The sequence below is a fragment of the Paracoccus kondratievae genome, from assembly GCF_009301415.1.
GTDB lineage: Bacteria > Pseudomonadota > Alphaproteobacteria > Rhodobacterales > Rhodobacteraceae > Paracoccus > Paracoccus kondratievae.
In genome coordinates this window covers 1,260,448-1,277,786 of sequence record NZ_CP045073.1, presented here as the reverse complement: position 1 = coordinate 1,277,786, position 17,339 = coordinate 1,260,448, and the positions used below count along the sequence as shown (strand labels likewise).

Below are 17,339 nucleotides of genomic sequence, written 5' to 3'. Positions count from 1 at the left end.
TTACCTCGCCTTTTCATCAGCGAAAAAAGGCAGGCTTCGGCGCATGGGCGACTGGGCAGGATATCTGACACTCATCCTTCAGGGGGCATGGGTCACGGTCAAGCTGACCCTGATGGGCTCGGCTTTGGCGCTGGTCGTGGCCTTTCTTGCCGGGCTCGGCCGCATCTCGCACCACGCGCCGATCCGCTGGCTTTCAACCGCGTATATCGAATTCTTTCGCGGCACTTCGATCTTTGTCCAGCTGTTCTGGATCTATTTCGTGCTGCCGATGACAGGGGCCGAGCTGACGCCCATGCAGGCGGGGGTAATGGCGCTGGGGTTGAATGTCGGCGCATATGGGGCCGAGGTGGTGCGCGGCGCGATCCTTGCCGTGCCGCGCGGCCAGCACGAGGCCTGCATCGCCGTCAACCTGACGCGCTGGCAGCGGCTGCGCCATGTCATCCTGCCGCAAGCCCTGCCGCTGATGCTGCCGACCTTTTGCAACAATGCCATCGAGCTGCTCAAGGCGACTTCGGTCGTCTCGCTGATATCGCTGTCGGACATGACCTTTCAGGCGCAGGTGGTCCGTTCACAGACCGGCAGCACGCTGATGCCCTTTGTCACCATCCTGGTGCTGTATTTCGCGATGTCCTCGGCCATCTCATTCGGCATGCGCCGGATCGAGCGCCGGGTGACGCGCGGTCTCGACGGAGTGCGCTGACATGGAATGGGATTGGGATTTCGCCTGGTCGATCATGCCCACCCTGCTTGCAGGGTTCCGCATCACGCTGATCGCGACCTTTCTCGGCGCTATTGTGGCCGCAGTGCTGGGGCTGGTCTTTGCGATCCTGCGCCGCTCATCCAACCGCTGGCTTTCACGCGGGACCAGTTTTGTGGTCGAATTCATCCGCGGCACGCCGCTGCTCGTGCAGCTGTATTTCATCTTTTACGTGCTGCCCGATCTGGGGCTGCGATTGCCGGCGCTGATGGCGGGGGTGATCGGCATGGGCCTGCACTATGCGACCTATGCTGCCGAGGTCTATCGCGGCGGCATCGAATCCGTCCCGCGGGGCCAGTGGGAGGCCGCGCGCGCCACCAACCTGACCACCCGGCAGACCTGGCTGCATGTCATTCTGCCGCAGGCGGTGCCACCGATGATCCCGGCGATGGCGAATTACCTGCTGGCCATGTTCAAGGAAACGCCGCTGCTATCCGCCATCACCGTACTTGAGCTGATGAATCAGGCGAAATCGGTCGCCAACAGCTCATACCGCTATGTCGAGCCGATGACGCTGGTCGGGGTGATGTTCCTGATCGTCAGCCTGCTGTCGGTCATCGCGCTGCGCTGGCTGGAACGCCGTTATGGAAGGGTCTCGCAATGAACACCCTGCCGCTGTCCGTCACCTTTGACAACCGGCCCCTGCCCCGTCGCGTCGGGCTGGTGACACTGGCCACAGATCACACGACCGAGGTCGATTTCTCGGTCCTGCCGGCGCATGGCGTTGGCGTCTATGCCACCCGCATCCCCTTTGCCAATCCCGTCACGCCCGAGACATTGGCCGCGATGGCCCGCGACGTGACCTCGGCAGCAGCGCTGATCCTGCCTGATGAGGATCTGGACGCGGTGGTCTATAGCTGCACCTCGGCCTCGGTCGTGATCGGCGACGAAGCGGTGCGCGAGGCGATCCGGCTTGGCAAGCCGCGCGCTGAGCCGATCACACCGATTTCAGCCGGATTTGCCGCTTTGCGGGCGCTTAAGGCAGAGCGGATCACGCTTCTGACCCCCTACACCCCGCGCACCACCCAGCCGATGGCCGATTGCTTCCGGGGTGCGGGCTTTGCCCTGCAAGGGGTGTCCTGCCTGAACCTGACCGACGATCGCGAAATGGCACGAATTTCGCATGCGACGATCATCGAGGCGGCGCGTGCCGCCATCGCCCCGGACAGCCAGGCATTGTTTATCGCCTGCACTGCCGTCCGCGCCGCCACCATCGTCGACCGGATCGAACAGACGGTCGGGGTCCCGGTGGTCTCGGCCAATTCCGCAACGCTGTGGGCGGCTGCGCGGGCCTGCGGCGTGACCGGCCCGATCGCGCCCTGCCAACTGATGAGGACGGCATGAGCGTCACCCTTAACGACATCCACGCCGCCGCCAAGCGCATCCGCGCCCATGTGGTCGAAACGCCGCTGTTGCCGGACGAGGTCCTGTCAGCCCGGCTGGGCCAGCCCATCTGGCTGAAATGCGAATACCGCCAGACCACTGGCGCCTTCAAGCTGCGCGGCGCGACCAATGCGCTTTTGTCCCTGCAACCCAGGGCGCTGGCGCGCGGCGTTGTCACAGCTTCGACCGGAAATCATGGCCGGGCGCTGGCCCATGCGGCCCGCGCGCTTGGCGTGCCGGCGACTGTCTGCCTGTCGCGTCTGGTACCCGAAAACAAGGTACGTGCCATCCGCGACCTCGGGGCCGAGGTGCGCATCGTCGGCGCCAGCCAGGATGAGGCGATGGCCGAAGTTGCCCGCGCAGTCGAACGCGAAGGGATGACCGAAATCCCGCCCTTTGACCATGAAGCGGTGGTTGCCGGTCAGGGAACGTTGGGTCTGGAAATCGCGCCCATGGACCCTGCGACGGTGCTGGTACCGCTTTCCGGCGGCGGGCTCGCAGCTGGGATTGCGGTGGCGCTCAGGTCGCTTGCCCCCCAGACACGGATCATCGGCCTGACGATGGAGAGTGGTGCCGCCATGGCCGCGAGCCTTGCCGCCGGTCACCCGGTCGAGGTCGGGGAAAGCCCCAGCCTTGCCGACAGCCTTGGCGGCGGCATCGGGGTCGCAAACCGCGTGACCTTTCCGCTGTGCCGCGACCTGCTCGACGATGTGGTCCTGCTGACCGAAACCGAGATCGCGGCCGGTATCCGCCACCTTGGCCGCGCGGGCCATGTCGTCGAAGGTGCGGCCAGCGTCGGCACCGCCGCGCTTCTTGCGGGTAAGGTCGCGCCGACCGGCCCGACCATCTGCATCCTTTCCGGCGCGAATATCGACCCCGCGCTGCATTCCCGCATCATGGCAGAGGCCGCATGAGACCGCCCGTCACCATCCTGACCGAAACCGACCTGCGCGCGCTTGTGCCGCCGGATACCAAAGCTGTTGCCTGCATCCGCGATGCCTTCGTGGCGCTGGCGACCCGACCTGTGGCAATGCCGCCGATCCTGCGCCTGGATATCCCCGAACACCGGGGCGAGGTCGATGTAAAGACCGCCTATATTCCCGGCCTTTCGCATTTCGCGATCAAGATCTCACCCGGATTTTTTGGCAATCCCGCGCTTGGCCTGCCCTCGACCAATGGGATGATGGTGGTGCTGTCCTCGCGTACCGGACTGGTCGAGGCTCTGTTGCTCGACAACGGCTATCTGACCGATATTCGCACCGCGGCAGCCGGGGCAGTGGCCGCCGACGCGCTTGCGCGCCCGGATGCAGGCAAGGCAGCGATCCTTGGGGCGGGGATGCAGGCGCGGATGCAGCTGCGCGCGCTTACACTTGTGCGCAAACTTACCGGGGTGCGGGTCTGGGCGCGGGATGCGGCCAAGGCACAGGCTTTTGCGGCCGAGATGACCAAAGCGTTGGGCATCCCCGTCACCCCCGCCGCCAGCGTCGCCGGGGCGACGCACGACGCTGATCTGGTCGTGACCACCACCCCCGCCGAACAGCCGATCCTAGGTCCCGACGACATTGCCCCCGGAACCCATGTCACCGCCATGGGCTCGGACGCGCAGCATAAGAATGAGATCGCGCCCGAGCTGATCGCCCGCGCACTCTATGTTGCCGACCGCCTCTCGCAAACGCGAGAGCTGGGCGAACTGCGCCACTCGCCCCTTGCCGGGCAGGAATTTCCCGAACTGGGCCAGATCCTTGCCGGACAGGCCGCGGGCCGGACCAGTGCCAGCCAGATCACCCTGGCCGACCTGACCGGCACCGGGATTCAGGACACCGCCATCGCCACCCTGGCACTTGCCCGTGCGGGCAAAACCGGGGCCGGCCGTACCTTCACCCTGTGAGAGCAACCGCCATGACAGAAGTCGCATTGAAATTCACCCGCGAGGAATATGCCGGACGCCTCGCCAGGACCCGCCGGGCGATGGAGGCGAAAGGCGTCGATCTGCTGATCGTCACCGATCCGTCGAACATGAACTGGCTGACAGGCTATGACGGCTGGTCATTTTACGTCCATCAATGTGTCGTCATCCCGCCCGAGGGCGAACCGATCTGGTACGGGCGCGGACAGGACGCCAATGGCGCAAAACTGACCGCCTATCTGCGGCATGAAAATATCATCGGCTATCCCGACCATTACGTGCAGAACCCCGAAATGCACCCGATGGACCACCTGTCCGCCATCCTGCGCGACCGTGGCTGGGGCGCAAAGCGCATCGGCGTCGAAATGGACAATTACTGGTTCACCGCCGCAGCCTTTGCCAGCCTGACACAGCACCTGCCGGATGCGCGGTTTTCAGATTGCACCGCCCTTGTGAACTGGCAACGCGCGGTGAAAAGCCCGCAAGAGATCGCCTATATGCGCAATGCCGCGCGGATCGTCGAGGCGATGCACGCCCGCATCCTCGACAAGGTCGAGGTCGGCATGCGCAAATGCGATCTTGTGGCCGAGATCTATGATGCAGGCGTGCGCGGCATCGACGGAATCGGCGGCGATTATCCCGCAATCGTGCCGCTGTTGCCCTCGGGGCGCGATGCCTCGGCCCCGCATCTGACATGGGACGACAAGCCGATGCAGCGCGGCGAGGGCACTTTCTTTGAAATCGCCGGATGTTATCACCGCTATCACGTCCCCCTGTCGCGCACGGTATTTCTGGGCAAACCGACACAGGCGTTCCTAGACGCGGAAAAAGCGACGCTCGAAGGGATGGAGGCAGGGCTTGCCGCCGCGAAACCCGGCAATACCTGCGAAGATATCGCCAGGGGCTTTTTCGACGTTCTGGCAAAGTACAACATCATCAAGGACAACCGCACCGGCTATGGAATCGGCGTCAGCTACCCCCCGGATTGGGGTGAACGCACGATGTCCCTGCGCCCCGGCGACCGCACTGTGCTGCAACCCGGGATGACCTTTCACTTCATGACCGGCCTCTGGCTTGAGGACATGGGGCTGGAGATCACCGAGTCGATCCTGATCACCGACACCGGCGTCGAGTGCCTTGCCAATGTCCCGCGCCAGCTTTTCGTAAAGGATTAGGGCCATGTTGCAGATGCAGCCCCCGCCTTCGCTGGTGCCTTCGCCCGTCACGGCGACGGTGGATTTTGCCGCGCCCGGGGTACAGCACGGCTTTCTGCGCCTGCCCTACTCGCGCGATGACGCGGCCTGGGGTTCGGTGATGATCCCGGTCACCGTGGTCAATCACGGCGAGGGGCCGACGGCGCTGCTGACCGGCGCAAACCACGGTGACGAATACGAAGGGCCGATCGCGCTTTTCGATCTTGCCGCAACCGTCCGGCCCGAGGAAGTCACCGGCCGGCTGATCATCATTCCGGCGATGAACTACCCGGCCTTTGCAGCAGGCACCCGTACCTCTCCGATCGACCGGGGCAACCTGAACCGCAGCTTTCCGGGTCGGCCCGACGGCACGGTGACCCAAAAGATCGCCGATTATTTCCAGCGCGTGCTGCTGCCCATGGCCGATGTGGTGCTGGATTTCCACTCGGGCGGAAAAACGCTGGATTTCCTGCCCTATTGCGCCGCCCATGTGCTGCCCGACAAGCGGCAAGAGGCGGCCGCCTTTGACCTTGTACGCGCCTTTGGCGCCCCATGGTCGTGCAGGATGCTCGAAATCGACGCGGTCGGCATGTATGACACCGCCGCCGAAGATATGGGCAAAATCTTTGTCACCACCGAACTGGGCGGAGGCGGGACAGCATCGGCCCGCACAGCCGGAATCGCCCGGCGAGGCCTGAGAAGCCTGCTGATTGCCGCCGGGGCGATGCGGGGCGAGGTCACGGCCCAGCCGACACGCTGGCTTGATATGCCCGACGCTGATTGCTTTGCCTTTGCCGAGGACGGCGGGTTGATCGAATTCCTGATTGATCTGGGCGGGCCGGTCAGTGCCGACCAGCCTGTCGCGCGCATCTTTCCCATCGGGCGGACCGGGCTTGCCCCGATTGCCGTCCATGCCCGCCGCGCCGGGCTGCTGATGGCGCGGCATTTCCCCGGCATCGTGAAACCCGGCGATTGCGTCGCCGTCATCGGCGAGGAGGTCGAAGGATGATCTCGGACAAGACCCTGCTTTGCGAAGACGCCTTTATCAACGGCGGCTGGGTCGGCGGCCCGCGCTTTGACGTCACCGACCCCGCGACCGGCACGGTTATCGCCCGGGTGGCACGGCTTGATGCGGCGCAGGCCCGCGCAGCCGTCGATGCGGCTCAGGCCGCCTTTGCCCCCTGGGCCGCCCTGCTGCCGCAGGAACGCGCGGCAGTGCTGTTGCGCTGGTACCAGCTTATCCGCGAAAACCGCGAGGATCTGGCCCGGCTCATGACCGCCGAACAGGGCAAACCCCTGTCCGAGGCCCGGGGCGAAATCGACTACGCGGCCAGCTTTGTCGAATTCTACGCCGAAGAGGCAAAGCGACCGAATATCGAAAGCGTGACCTCGCATCTTTCGACCGCCGAGATGGAACTGTGGCGCGAACCTTTGGGCGTCGCGGCGCTGGTGACCCCGTGGAACTTTCCCTGTGCCATGATCACCCGCAAGGCCGCGGCAGCACTGGCGGCGGGTTGTACCACGGTCGTGCATCCTTCGGCGGAAACGCCACTTTCGGCGACCGCCCTGGCGGAGCTTGCGCAGCGCGCAGGCTTTCCGGCAGGCACCTTTAACGTCGTGACCGGGGACGCGGCCGAAATCGTCGGCGCATGGTGCGCCGACCCCCGGGTTCGGGCGCTCAGCTTTACCGGCTCGACCCGTATCGGCAAGCAGCTGTATCGCCAAAGCGCCGATACGGTAAAGCGGCTGGTTCTTGAGCTTGGCGGTCACGCGCCCTTTATCGCCTTTGCCGATTGCGACCTTGATCTGGCCGTTGATGAGGCGATCAAGGCCAAATTCGCAACCTCGGGACAGGATTGCCTTGGCGCAAACCGCTTTCTGATCGAACGCGGGATCTATGATGAGTTCTGCCGCCGCTTTGCCGCCGCCACCGCCGCGCTGACACTGGGTCCGGGGGTCGAGGACCGCGACCTTGGTCCGCTGATGAATGAAGTCGCCGTCCGCAAGCAAGAGGAACATGTCGCCGACGCATTGGCCCGCGGCGCACGGCTGCTGACCGGGGGGACACGGGATGCGCAGGGGCCGCTGTTCTATCAGCCGACCGTTCTGGCCAATGTCCCGCCCGAGGCGCTGATCTTTCACGAAGAAACTTTCGGCCCTGTCGCCGCCATCGCCCCTTTTGAAACCGAGGACGATGCGGTGGGTATCGCCAATGGCACCGAATACGGGCTGGTCGCCTATGTCCATAGCCGCGACCCGCGCCGCATCTACCGCCTGTCGCGGGCGCTGGAATTCGGCATGGTCGCCGTCAACCGCACCAAGGTCACCGGCGCACCGATCCCCTTTGGCGGCATGAAACAGTCCGGGCTGGGCCGCGAAGGCAGCCGCCACGGGCTCGAAGCATTCACCGAGATCAAATACGTCTGCCGCGACTGGGCAGAGACAAGGAGAGCATGATGCTGACCAATGACGAACTGTCCAAATGGGACCGCGAGAGCCTGTTCCACCCCTCGACCAATCTTGGCCAGTTCGCGCGGGGCGAGGGCGCGCAGCGCATCGTCGCAGGCGCCGAGGGTGTCCATATTCTGGACCGCGACGGCAACCGGCTGCTGGACGGCTTTGCGGGCCTGTACTGCGTGAACGTGGGTTATGGCCGCACCGAAATCGCCGATGCAATCGCCCGGCAGGCGCGCGAGCTGGCCTATTACCACGCCTATGCCGGTCATGGCTCAGAAGCGTCGATCACGCTGGCAAAGATGGTCATGGACCGCGCGCCCAAGCATATGGCGCGGGTCTATTTCGGGCTTGGCGGCTCGGACGCGAATGAAACGAACATCAAGCTGGTCTGGTACTACAACAACATCCGCGGGCTGCCGCAAAAGAAAAAGATCATCTCGCGCTGGCGCGGCTATCACGGCAGCGGCCTGATGACCGGCTCGCTGACCGGGCTTGAGCTTTTTCACCGCAAGTTCGACCTGCCGCTGGCGCAGGTGATCCATACCGAGGCGCCCTATTACTATCGCCGCAAGGATGCCGGCATGACCGAAGAGCAATTCAGCGCCCATTGCGCCGAAGAGCTTGAGCGCCTGATCGCCGCCGAAGGCGCGGACACCATCGCCGCCTTTATCGGCGAGCCGGTTCTGGGCACCGGCGGGATCGTCCCGCCGCCCAAAGGTTATTGGCAGGCGATCCAGAAAGTTCTGGCGCGTCACGATATCCTGCTGATCGCTGATGAGGTGGTGACAGGCTTTGGCCGGCTGGGCAGCATGTTCGGCTCGGACCATTATGGCATGACGCCCGATATCATCACCTGCGCCAAGGGCCTGACCTCGGCCTATGCGCCGCTGTCGGGCAGCATCGTCGGGCAAAAGGTCTGGGATGTGCTGATGCAGGGCACGGACGAAAACGGCGTCCTTGGTCATGGCTGGACCTATTCCGCCCATCCCATCGGCGCAGCGGCCGGTATCGCCAATCTGCGGCTGATCGACGAGCTGGGACTGGTCGGGAACGCCGGTCGCACCGGCCGCTATCTGAACGACCGAATGCGCGCCGCCCTTGGCGATCATCCCAATGTCGGTGAAATCCGCGGTGAGGGCATGCTTTGCGCGGTCGAGCTGGTCCGGGATCGGGACCAGCGCACCTTCTTTGACGCTGACGAGGGGGTCGGGGCCAAGGTCGTTGGCGCAATGCTCAGACGCGGTGTGATCGCCCGCGCCATGCCGCAGGGCGATATCATCGGACTTGCCCCGCCCCTGTGCCTGACCGAGGCCGAGGCCGATGTCATCGTCGATGCCGCCGCCGGATCCGTGCGCGAAATCCTGGGCTAAGGCGGAATAACTCGTGACGGCCGCTATCCCCGAAACGATGTGCGCCATGGTCCTGACCGGCCATGGCGGCCCCGACAGGCTGGAATGGCATGACGACTGGCCCGTTCCCCGCCCCGGCCCGGGTGAGGTTCTGGTCCGCATCACCGCCTGTGCCAAGAACAACACCGACCGCAAGGTGCGTGAGGGGCTGTATTCCGACGATGGCGCGGTCGCCTCATTCGCCATGGCGGGCGAGACGCTGACCTTTCCGCGCATTCAGGGCGCCGATGTAGTCGGCCATGTCGTCGCCGTGGGTCCGGGCGTATCACCCGACCGGATCGGCGAAAGGGGGCTGCTCGATTTCAACATCTACCCCGATCAACGCGACGATCTGAACCTTGCGCCGGATTATTTCGGCCATGGCGCAGACGGGGGCTATGCGGAATATGGCTGCTTTCCCTCGGACCAGTTCCACGCCATCTCCAACCCCGCGCTCAGCGATGCCGAGCTTGCGACACTGGGCATGTGCTCGTGGCAGACGGGCTATCACATGTTGACCTCGGCCAATGTTTCGGCAGGTGAGCATGTGCTGGTCACCGGGGCCTCGGGCGGGGTCGGAACCGCGCTTTTGCAAATGTGCCGGGTCATCGGCGCGATCCCCCATGCCATCGCCAGCGCCGGCAAGGCCGAGGCACTGCGCGCGCTTGGCGCCGAAAGCGTGATCGCACGCGAGACCGTCACCGACTGGCCCGTGGCGATTGCGCAGGCAACAGGCGGTGTCACGATCGACGCGGTGATGGATCTGGTCGGGGGCGAGATGACCGTGCCACTGATCCGCACCATGTGCCGTGACCTGCGCGGACGGCGGACACCACCGCGCCTGTCCATTGCCGGGGCAAGCGCGGGCAATGTCACTGCCCTGCCCTGGACGCTGATCTATCTTAATCAGGTCCAGATCTTTGGCGTCTCGCACGGCACCCCGGCCGAAGCGCGGCAACTGATCAGCTGGATCCGCGAGAACCGGTTCAGGCCCGTGCTGTCAGGGATCATGCCCCTGTCCCGCCTGCGCGAGGCCGAGCAGCTGTTTGTCGAGCGTAGCCGCGATTTTCTTGGCAAGCTGGTGATCGTCCCGGATCGGGTGATCGCGGAACAAGGGCTGACACCAATGGCCTGAACCACCCGCCCGGCAGGGCAGATGTGCAAGGGGCGACCCACACCGGCCGCCCCTTGTCTGATGAACTGTCTTTGGCGATGGGCCGCAGGTCAGGCGCGCTCGGGCACCGGCAGACCCAGCCAGTCCTTGTAAAAGGTCTCGATATCCGGCTCAAAGTCATGGATGACCGGATACCATGGGGTCGGCGCCTCGACCTCCAGCAAATCGCCCGACAGCGGACAGAAATATTCGCGGATGACCTGCCAGTCGGGCGAGGGGGCCATCAGGCGCGGATAAATCTCTTCCATCTGCTGGGGGGTGCTACGCACCCGGACCCGGGCATAAAGTTTCCAGTTCTGGTCCCAGTCGCAGAAATCATGGCCCGCCTGACTGCGGATCACCCATTTCTTGTCCGACTTGCGCTGCACGATATACAGTTTAGGTCCCAGCGGCAGAATGATCGGATCGTCCCATTCCACCTGCTCTTGCAGGATCTCCAGATAAATCTGGAAACGCTCGCGGTCCTTTGGCGTGGACAGCATGTTATGCAGCGTGTCACGGTCGATCTTGCCGTCCACCAGATCCTTGATCTTGGCTTTGGTATAGGCCATCGGTTCCTCCCTTGGATTGGCCTTGAGGGGATATTGGCTGCGCCCGGGGGGAACGGACGCAGCCGGGGGCGTCATTCCTCGACGAATTGCACGGTCCTGACGTCCGGCAGTTCCGAGATATCCATCGAGTATTCCCGCCCGTAAGAAGGGATGGGCAGATCCGCCTCGCACAGTTTCCAGTCGGCGGGCAGGTTCCAGAAGGCGCGGAACTGCTCTTCAAATCGCGGCCCAAGCTTGAACGAGGCGGCATACATCTGCTGAACATGCACACCCGCATCCTTGTTCAGGATCCGCTGGCGTTCCTCGGCCATCCATTCGCTGGTCGGGACCGATTCCGCGAGCCGCTGTTTGCGGATGGCCTGACGGCGGACCTCGGTCGCGGCCAGATCCACGCCCTTCATGCCGTCGCCCGCCTCCTTCAGCACCACGCCATAGACGCTGTCGGCAAACCGTTCGAGCAGATAGCCGCCGTTCACGTCATCGGCGACCTTCTGCGGCTCGCGGTCCAGAGGATCGCCAAAGCCCGGCCCACCCCGCATGTAGTTGAGGTAAAGGTCATAGTCCCTGAACATCGCCTCGGTGGTGATGGCCTGCTTGTCACGCTTGATGCGCGCGTCAGGCAACTGGCCATCCCAGACCGGATTTTGCGGGTCGGTATCGCCGCCATGGGGGATCGGGCCACCCTCGGCGATGAGCTCTTTCAGGCGGGTGTCATGGGCCTCGAACCGATAGCCCGAGGCAGCGGGGTAGCCACCCATCAGCCCCCAGTCCGAGCTGATATGCCCGTTACCCATAAAGAACATGGTCCAGTCTTTGGCGTTCCAGACCATGCGCAGCGATTCAAAGCCGCAGCCGCCGCGATACTTGCCCGCGCCGCCTGACGAGGCCTTGATCTGCCGACCCAGATAGATCAGCGGTTCGGCCAGTTCCCAGATCTCCATGTCACCCATGTCGCCTTCGGGGTTCCAGACCGCAGCGGCATGGCTGATCCCATCGCTGAAGGCGCTGGCCCCGACTCCGTTCGCGGCGCATTCGAACGAGTTCACGGCATGGATTTCATCATACTGGTTAAAGCCGCCGCCCTGTAGCCAGTTCGAGGTATTGGCGTTACCCGAGTTCACTTCTTCCAGATAGCCGCGCCCGAAATAGGCCCGGCTCAGCCCGCGCCACAGCGCAGTCCACGAACTGACGAGGAAATGCCATGAATAGCTGAATGCCACCCGCCTGTCGTCGGGGTTCATCCATGTGCCCTTGGGCAGACGGAACTCGGTCCCGTAGGCGGCGCCGTCGTTGATCATCTCGGTCGGGATCAGCGACTGGGTCATCATCACCCAGATACCGCTGGTAAAGCTGACCTGATGGGCGTTGTAGGTGTGCCAGCCCCAGCGCGAGGCGCCCTCGAAATCCAGCCGCCATGTACCATCCCCGCGAATGGTGATTTCGGACGGGGTGTGCATGATCGTGTCGACCTTGGCAAAGTCCGAGGGGACCCGCACATCCTCATGCGCATAAGGCACGTCCACAAAACCGACCTGCCGATACTTGCCGGGAATGGTCATCGCCCTGATACGGGCCTGAAGACCCAGCCGGCCGTGCTCGACCGCCTCATAGGCGAATTTCCAATAGGCCTCGATACCCTCTTCGGCGATCACCTCCTGCACCAGATCGCGGATCATGTGGCAGCCCGCGACGCGGGTACGCTCGTCCAGCATCCAGTAGCGCGTAGTGCGCACCATGCGCTGGCTTTCGTGCAGCCAGTCGCGGAACAGCGTGTCATTTTCGCCAATCTTGCGGCAGGTGATCGAATAGCCGTCGCCGAAACGCTGCACCTGCCCGGTAGACATCGAGCCCGGCCCGACCGAGCCGGTGTCGATCACGTGGGTGACGCCACCGACCCAGCCGATCAGTTCCCCCTCGTGAAAGATCGGCACGATGGTGTGGATGTCGCAGGGGTGGACGTTCCCGATCAGGCTGTCGTTGTTGCAGAAAATGTCCTTGTCCCTGATGCCGGGGTTATGTTCCCAGCCGTTCTCGATCATATATTTGATCGCCGCGCCCATGGTCCCGACGTGGATGATGATCCCGGTCGAAGTCAGGATCGAGTCGCCAGCCGCGTTATAGAGGGTAAAGCACAGCTCGCCCTCTTGCTCGACGATGGGCGATGCCGCGATCTTTTTGGCGGTTTCGCGCGCATCCACCACCCCGGCCCGCAGCCGCGAGAAAAGCTTGTTGTACTTGATCGGATCGCTGTCGCGCATCTCAAGCCGCTCAAGCCCGGCGTAATGTTTGGTCCGCCTGGTGGCCTCCATCAGCCGGTCGCGGTGTTGCTTCAGGGTCTCGCCGCCGCGGACGATGCCGCGCGTGTCGACCTTTGCTTGAATGTTCATGTCGATCTCCTCCCTCGGAGCTTCAGAGTTCTTTCAGGTGGAACAGGCGATGACCGTCGAGCCAGGTCTCGAAACCTCCGGGCACCACAAAGGTCGTGGCGTCGGATTCGATGATCGCCGGGCCGGTGACGCGGTTGCCCGGTTTCAGCTTTTCCATCTGGTAAAGCTGCGCATCGACCCATTGCTTGTGGCGATAGAACTTGCGGGTGCCAAGCCTGGCCTCTTCGGGCGGGGTCGGACCGGCCTCGGGTTCCTTGGGGATCCGGGGTTTGGGGATTGGCACCGTGCCGCGCATGATCGCGCCAGTCACCGAATAGCCAAGCTCGGGCGAGCGGGCAGCGGCGGCATAAACGCGTCCATAGGTGTCGTTGAAGGCCTCGACCAGCTTATCCCAGTCCTCGGCCGAGTTGGCCTCAAGGATCGGGCTTTCGATTTCCAGATCGTTCAGCTGGCCGCGATACTGCATGCGGAAACCGGGTTGCAGTGTCACGCGATCAGCGGAATAGCCGTTGATCTCGAACTCTTCGAGGACCCGCTCTTTGAGCTCTTCCCAAGCTGCCTGCAGGGTCTGGGCCTGACGGACCTTGAGATCATCCCCGGCCTCGCTTGCGATGTTGATATCGAGCGATTTATCATAGCGATACTCGAAATCCGCCGCCGCGCAGCCAAAGGCGGAAAAACCTGCCGCCCAGGCGGGAACGATCACATCCTCAAAGCCCAGACCCTCGGTATAGCCATAGGTGTGGACAGGACCTGCGCCACCATAGCTGAAGCAGACGAAGCTGGACGGGCTGTAACCCTTGCCCGAGATCATCGAGCGCAGATAGTCACGCAGATCGCTGTCCAAAAGCTCGATCACCCCAGCCGCGGCATCCTCGACCGACAGGCCAAGCGGATCGGCGATCTGCTCCTTCATCGCGTTCCAGGCCCGCTCGCGGTCCAGCTTGACCTGACCGCCAAGGAAGTTGTCGGGGTTCAGATAGCCAAGGATGACATGACAATCCGAGATGGTGACGGTCTCGATCCCCGATTCAGCCCAGCAGACACCGACGCGATAGCCCGCCGAATCCGGGCCAAGCTTGATCGCCCTGGTATAGGGGTCAAGCCGGATAAAGCTGCCCGCCCCGGCGCCGACCGAATCCATGGCGACCAAAGGCAGGGACAGGACAAGCCGCGCCATATCCGGGTCGTTGCGGATCGTCAGTTCGTTCTGGGTGATCAGCGCCACGTCGAACGAGGTGCCGCCAATGTCAGAGCAGGCGATATTGGAATAACCCAGCACTTCGCCAAGATATTTCGCACCGATCACGCCCCCGATCGGACCCGAGACGATGGTGCGCGCCAGCTCCTTGGCCTTCCAGCTGATGGTGCCGCCATGCGTCGCCATCACGCGAAAGTCGAATTTCGAGCCGTTATCCTTGAACGCGGATGAGATCTTGTTCAGCGTCTGGCGCGACGGCTCGGCGGCATAAGCCTCAAGGATGGTAGTATTGGTGCGGTGGGTTTCCTTGCGCACCGGATAATAGTCGGTCGAGGCAAAAACCGGGATGGACTTGCCCGAGGCCGCGATTTCCTCTTGCACGATATCGCGCACCCGCCGTTCATGCGCGGGGTTGCGGTAGCTGTGCAAAAGCGAGATCACGATACCTTCGACATCCTGCGCGATCAGTTCGCGCGCAGCCTGACGGGCGGTTTCCTCGCGCAGCGGAATGACCACGGTACCCGACATGTCGATGCGTTCCATGACGCCGCGCGTCAGGTGACGCGGCACCAAAGGCTCGTCATAGTAATGGGTGTTCAGGTGGATCCGGTCTTCATAGGCAAAGCCCAGATAGGCCTGGATCGCACGGCCCATGCGGTGGAAATCCTCCATCCCCGCATTGACGATCAGGCCGCAGCGCAACCCCTTGCGCTGAACCACTCGGTTCAGCATGGCGGTGCCTGAATAGACACCGGTCTGGATTTCGGACAGCGCCTCTTCCAGCGTTAGTCCCCAATGCTCCAACCCCTCGCGAGAGCTGGCGATCAGGCCAAGCGCCTCGTTCTGTGGCGTCGATTGGGCCTTGCCGACGACGAATTCGCCTTCGCTGTCCACAAAGAACGTATCTGTCATGGTGCCGCCAGCGTCGATGCCCAGCACCTGCACCTTGCGTCTGTTGGGTTTGTCCAATGGCACGGTTTTCTCCTCCCATTGCGCCACCTCCCTGTGGCGTAGCGGCAGGATGGAATCGTGCCACCTGTCCGTGTTGTCCGGTTTTCGGACAGGGCGTCGGACAATGGCGGACAGAACGGCACTTATTCGCGGCGGGGCCGCCTGATGCCGTATTGGTCAAGCTTGAGATAAAGCGTCGAGCGCGCGATCCCCAGCCTGCGCGCGACCTCGGTGATGTTGCTGCCCGCCTCGGCCATGGCCGCCATGATCTCGGCCCGCTCTCGGTCGCGCAGGGTTTCCTCGCGCCGCGGACCGGGTGCGCGCGTCAGGTGGCGGGGCAGGTCCGACGCATCAACCAGCCCGCTTAGCGAGGTCACACCCAGAGATTCCACCAGATTGCGCAATTCCCGCAGATTGCCCGGCCAGTCATGGGCCTGCAACTGCTGCATTGCCGCCGGGGTAAAGCGCAGCACCCTGCCCTGACGGTGCTGCGGCGCATAGGTCTGGGCAAAGCGGCGGATCAGCGCCGGCAGGTCCTCACGCCGCTCGGCCAGCGCAGGCAGGCGCAAGACCGCCGCAGCCAGCCGGAAATGCAGCGCCGAGCCAAGCCCGCCCACGCCAAGGCTGTCGGACAGCGGCACCGAGCACAAGGTTATCAACTGGACCGCCGTCCCCGCCCGTTCGATCTGCGCCAGCGCCTGTGTCAGAAGCGGCTGCACCTCGGCCGGGGTTTCGGCCGGCTCGTCAAGGCACAGCGTGCCGCCGCTTTGCGCCAGACGCAGCAATGCCTCGCTGCCACCCGATCCCGGCTTCAGCGTCGCCGCGTCAAGAAGGCTGCAATCGAGCATCTCGAACGGCAACCCGGCCAGGGGGCCACCTGCATGCAGCGCACGGGCAAAGGTCTCTTTGCCGCTGCCGACCGGCCCCTCAAGAACCAGAGGCAGGCCGTTTCCGACGATCCGTTCAGCGGCATTGCAAAGATCCTGCATCACCGCCCCTGTTTCAGCGATCTGGCGCAGATCTGGGGGCGCGGCCGGCTCACGCCGTGCAGGACGGGTGCGGCGGGGAAAGGTCACGACAACGCCCAGCGCCTCGCCACGTTCGGACAGGACATCGACCTCGGCATCGGCCAGAACCTCGCGCACCCGCCCGGCCAGATCATGGCAGTCGCCGTCGTTGTCCTTCATCAGGCTTTGCAGGACCGCACCTTTCGCTTCGACCTGCGCGGCAGCTTCGCGGCTGGGGGTGCGGGACCAGACCTTGCGCCCGTAGCGGTCAAGCAGCAACAGATCCTCGGCTCCCCCGCCATTGTGCCGTGCCAGCAGCGCATCAATCAGGACCGCATGTTCATGCAGACCGGCGCTGCGCAAGCTTTCCTCGATCTGCAAAGCCAGCGTCACCGACAGCGCGGCGCCCCGGCGCATGCTGTCCTGAGCAGGACCCGAGATATCGACAGCGCCAAGCAGCCGCCCGCTCAGCGGGTCATGGATCGGGGCTGCAGCACAGGACCAGCGCTGAATCGCCTCGCAGAAATGCTCCACCCCGGTGATGACGACGGGCTGGGCCAGATGCAGCGCGGTGCCGATGGCGTTGGTGCCAATCGCGCCTTCGTCCCAGCGCCCGCCCGGTTGCAGATGGTTTTCCGCACCGCGCGACAGGATGCGGGAATCGCCCGTCGCATCCATGACGACGCCTCTGCGGTCGCAAAGCAGAAGCATCGCCCCGGCGTCCTCAAGCATGTATCCGGTGCGGCGGATCGCGTTCTGCGCCGCCTTGCGCAGCCTCGCGTTGCGGTGGCGAATGCCATGCAATTCGTCCTGCGCAACCGTCGGCGCACGGTTGAGCGAGCCGATTTCCCCCCGCTCCCGTGATCTGACCCAGGACCTGAACACGATCTCCCGGATGCTGGGGGGCACGCTCCCCAACGCACGGAACCGCTCCCAGTCCTCCTTCTGGATGCTTTCCGTCATCATCGCGCCTTTCTGCAGGCT

General features: G+C 63.9%; 14 protein-coding genes. 10 read left to right on the top strand and 4 right to left on the bottom strand.

Going from position 1 to position 17,339, the window contains the following annotated elements:
• Window positions 1-43: 43 nt before the first annotated feature.
• From ehuC to F8A10_RS17615, 10 genes are read left to right on the top strand one after another with little or no spacing between them, the layout of a single operon-like run.
• Window positions 44-700: an ectoine/hydroxyectoine ABC transporter permease subunit EhuC gene (gene ehuC / locus F8A10_RS17660; protein WP_010394623.1), complete on the top strand. Its 657-nt coding sequence runs from the start codon at window positions 44-46 to the stop codon at window positions 698-700.
• A 1-nt stretch (window position 701) separates the two neighbouring features.
• Complete coding sequence (gene ehuD / locus F8A10_RS17655) at window positions 702-1,361, top strand: ectoine/hydroxyectoine ABC transporter permease subunit EhuD (protein ID WP_010394625.1); 660 nt, start codon at window positions 702-704, stop codon at window positions 1,359-1,361.
• Window positions 1,358-2,101: an aspartate racemase/maleate isomerase family protein gene (locus tag F8A10_RS17650; protein WP_152368039.1), complete on the top strand. Its 744-nt coding sequence runs from the start codon at window positions 1,358-1,360 to the stop codon at window positions 2,099-2,101. Before ehuD ends, F8A10_RS17650 begins: the two co-directional genes overlap by 4 nt.
• On the top strand, window positions 2,098-3,054 hold the full coding sequence (eutB, locus tag F8A10_RS17645) for a hydroxyectoine utilization dehydratase EutB (RefSeq protein WP_152368038.1): 957 nt from the start codon (window positions 2,098-2,100) through the stop codon (window positions 3,052-3,054). Before F8A10_RS17650 ends, eutB begins: the two co-directional genes overlap by 4 nt.
• Window positions 3,051-4,028, top strand: a complete 978-nt coding sequence (locus F8A10_RS17640; protein ID WP_010394632.1) for a cyclodeaminase — start codon at window positions 3,051-3,053, stop codon at window positions 4,026-4,028. Before eutB ends, F8A10_RS17640 begins: the two co-directional genes overlap by 4 nt.
• An 11-nt stretch (window positions 4,029-4,039) precedes the next feature.
• A complete protein-coding gene (gene doeA, locus F8A10_RS17635; protein WP_010394634.1) occupies window positions 4,040-5,221 on the top strand; it encodes an ectoine hydrolase DoeA in 1,182 nt (393 codons plus the stop codon).
• Between the two features lie 4 nt (window positions 5,222-5,225).
• On the top strand, window positions 5,226-6,248 hold the full coding sequence (doeB, locus tag F8A10_RS17630) for a N(2)-acetyl-L-2,4-diaminobutanoate deacetylase DoeB (RefSeq protein ID WP_152368037.1): 1,023 nt from the start codon (window positions 5,226-5,228) through the stop codon (window positions 6,246-6,248).
• Window positions 6,245-7,696 carry an NAD-dependent succinate-semialdehyde dehydrogenase gene (locus F8A10_RS17625; RefSeq protein ID WP_152368036.1) on the top strand — a complete coding sequence of 484 codons (1,452 nt, stop codon included), beginning with the start codon at window positions 6,245-6,247 and terminating at the stop codon, window positions 7,694-7,696. The genes doeB and F8A10_RS17625 overlap by 4 nt, the downstream gene beginning before the upstream one ends.
• Window positions 7,696-9,066 (top strand): aspartate aminotransferase family protein, encoded by a 1,371-nt coding sequence (locus tag F8A10_RS17620; RefSeq protein ID WP_085502107.1) that lies wholly within the window; start codon window positions 7,696-7,698, stop codon window positions 9,064-9,066. Before F8A10_RS17625 ends, F8A10_RS17620 begins: the two co-directional genes overlap by 1 nt.
• A gap of 13 nt (window positions 9,067-9,079) precedes the next feature.
• Window positions 9,080-10,219, top strand: coding sequence for an alcohol dehydrogenase family protein (locus tag F8A10_RS17615; protein ID WP_227493483.1), 1,140 nt, complete (start codon window positions 9,080-9,082; stop codon window positions 10,217-10,219).
• 89 nt (window positions 10,220-10,308) lie between these two features.
• Here the strand turns inward: F8A10_RS17615 and F8A10_RS17610 are convergent, their stop codons facing one another.
• The 4 genes from F8A10_RS17610 to F8A10_RS17595 form a co-directional block, all read right to left on the bottom strand.
• Complete coding sequence (locus F8A10_RS17610; RefSeq protein WP_010394643.1) at window positions 10,309-10,809, bottom strand: acetone carboxylase subunit gamma; 501 nt, start codon at window positions 10,807-10,809, stop codon at window positions 10,309-10,311.
• A gap of 71 nt (window positions 10,810-10,880) precedes the next feature.
• On the bottom strand, window positions 10,881-13,196 hold the full coding sequence (locus tag F8A10_RS17605; protein WP_010394645.1) for a hydantoinase B/oxoprolinase family protein: 2,316 nt from the start codon (window positions 13,194-13,196) through the stop codon (window positions 10,881-10,883).
• Between the two features lie 22 nt (window positions 13,197-13,218).
• A complete protein-coding gene (locus F8A10_RS17600; RefSeq protein ID WP_010394647.1) occupies window positions 13,219-15,366 on the bottom strand; it encodes a hydantoinase/oxoprolinase family protein in 2,148 nt (715 codons plus the stop codon).
• 125 nt (window positions 15,367-15,491) lie between these two features.
• A complete protein-coding gene (locus tag F8A10_RS17595) occupies window positions 15,492-17,318 on the bottom strand; it encodes a sigma-54-dependent Fis family transcriptional regulator (protein ID WP_227493481.1) in 1,827 nt (608 codons plus the stop codon).
• Window positions 17,319-17,339 lie beyond the last annotated feature (21 nt).

What these genes read in the sequence shown, in the direction of transcription:
- ehuC (WP_010394623.1), top strand. Translation starts at nt 44, where the DNA reads ATGGGCGACTGGGCAGGATATCTGACACTCATCCTTCAGGGGGCATGG.
- ehuD (WP_010394625.1), top strand. Translation starts at nt 702, where the DNA reads ATGGAATGGGATTGGGATTTCGCCTGGTCGATCATGCCCACCCTGCTT.
- F8A10_RS17650 (WP_152368039.1), top strand. Translation starts at nt 1,358, where the DNA reads ATGAACACCCTGCCGCTGTCCGTCACCTTTGACAACCGGCCCCTGCCC.
- eutB (WP_152368038.1), top strand. Translation starts at nt 2,098, where the DNA reads ATGAGCGTCACCCTTAACGACATCCACGCCGCCGCCAAGCGCATCCGC.
- F8A10_RS17640 (WP_010394632.1), top strand. Translation starts at nt 3,051, where the DNA reads ATGAGACCGCCCGTCACCATCCTGACCGAAACCGACCTGCGCGCGCTT.
- doeA (WP_010394634.1), top strand. Translation starts at nt 4,040, where the DNA reads ATGACAGAAGTCGCATTGAAATTCACCCGCGAGGAATATGCCGGACGC.
- doeB (WP_152368037.1), top strand. Translation starts at nt 5,226, where the DNA reads ATGTTGCAGATGCAGCCCCCGCCTTCGCTGGTGCCTTCGCCCGTCACG.
- F8A10_RS17625 (WP_152368036.1), top strand. Translation starts at nt 6,245, where the DNA reads ATGATCTCGGACAAGACCCTGCTTTGCGAAGACGCCTTTATCAACGGC.
- F8A10_RS17620 (WP_085502107.1), top strand. Translation starts at nt 7,696, where the DNA reads ATGCTGACCAATGACGAACTGTCCAAATGGGACCGCGAGAGCCTGTTC.
- F8A10_RS17610 (WP_010394643.1), bottom strand. Translation starts at nt 10,809, where the DNA reads ATGGCCTATACCAAAGCCAAGATCAAGGATCTGGTGGACGGCAAGATC.
- F8A10_RS17605 (WP_010394645.1), bottom strand. Translation starts at nt 13,196, where the DNA reads ATGAACATTCAAGCAAAGGTCGACACGCGCGGCATCGTCCGCGGCGGC.
- F8A10_RS17595 (WP_227493481.1), bottom strand. Translation starts at nt 17,318, where the DNA reads ATGACGGAAAGCATCCAGAAGGAGGACTGGGAGCGGTTCCGTGCGTTG.